The sequence below is a fragment of the Brevundimonas sp. DC300-4 genome, assembly GCF_049897365.1.
Lineage (GTDB): Bacteria > Pseudomonadota > Alphaproteobacteria > Caulobacterales > Caulobacteraceae > Brevundimonas.
Genome location: NZ_JAFCWC010000044.1, coordinates 1 through 1,163, shown reverse-complemented (window position 1 = coordinate 1,163; position 1,163 = coordinate 1). Strand labels below are relative to the sequence as shown.

Sequence of the window (1,163 nt, the reverse complement as noted above, 5' to 3'; positions counted from 1 at the left end):
GGATCCCGATCCTTGCGGGATCGGGATCCTTGTCCAGGCGTCCTAGAAGTTGATGCCGATGGTGGCGCGACGGTTCAGAGGCTCGCGAACGCCGTCGGCGGTCGGACGGGCCAGGTTGGTTTCACCCTTGCCGTCGAGAGCTATGACGCCGCCGGCGACGCCTTGAGCGACCAGGGCGTCAGCCACGGTGCGCGAGCGACGGTTCGACAGACCCACGTTATAGGCGGCCGAGCCGGAGGTGTCGGCGTAGCCGACGACCAGCACGCGCGTCGGACGGCCCGACTTGGCGTAGTTGGCGGCCTGCGTGACCACCGAACGGGCTTCAGCCGTCAGGTCCGAGCGATCCCAGTCGAAGTAGACCACGAACTCACGCGCGACCGGAGCCGGCGCAGGCGGGGGCGGCGGGGGAGGAGGCGGGGGCGGCGGGGGAGGCGGGGGAGGCGGCGGCGGCGGCGGGGGCGGCGGCGGCGGAGCGTCGGCTGCGCCGAAGGCGTAGCGCAGACCCAGGGTCACCGTGTGGCTCTCGTCGTAGTCGCCATCGAACGTGCCGTAGTTGTTCACGGCCGCCGTGGAGTTCGTGAACGTCTTGAACTCCATGTCGCCCGTCAGATAGCGGTACGTCAGGTCGATGTTGGCGCGGTCGCCGATCGCATAGCTCAGGCCCGCCAGGGCTTGCGCCGCGAACTTGGTCGAGCTGTCGTCAGCCGCGATCGAGACCGTGCGCTGGCCGCGGATCGTGCCCACGAACTCGGTGTTGACGCGGTTCACGCCGACGCCGAGGCCCACGAACGGACGAACGCCCCAGTACTCGCCGCCGATGTCATAGATGACATTGGCCATGAGCGTGGTGGATTCGATGTCGCCTTCCGGCGAGAAGCAGGGGCCAGTGGCCGGCGTGAAGTTACACACGCCCGACGGAACCGAACCCGTCGAGTGACGGATGCGACCGATGTCGCCCGAGCGGTAACCGCCTTCGAGCTCGACGCGCCAGTTCGGGTTGAACCGGTAGCCCAGACGCGCGAACGCGGCCCAGCCGTCGTTCACTTCGGCATTCCAGTTCACGCCGTTGCCGGACGCTTCCAGGTTGATGTCGTCGATCTTGTGGTAACCGGCGTCAATCGCGCCGTACCAGCCGTCCGGCTCAGCCGAAGCAGCACCAGCGG

At 68.3% G+C, this 1,163-nt stretch carries 1 protein-coding gene; it reads right to left on the bottom strand.

The genetic code is table 11. The features are described from left to right. Positions 1 to 42 precede the first annotated feature (42 nt). The coding region (locus tag ACP7AZ_RS17780; protein ID WP_426039979.1) for an OmpA family protein at positions 43 to 1,163 on the bottom strand (1,121 nt) is incomplete at its 5' end.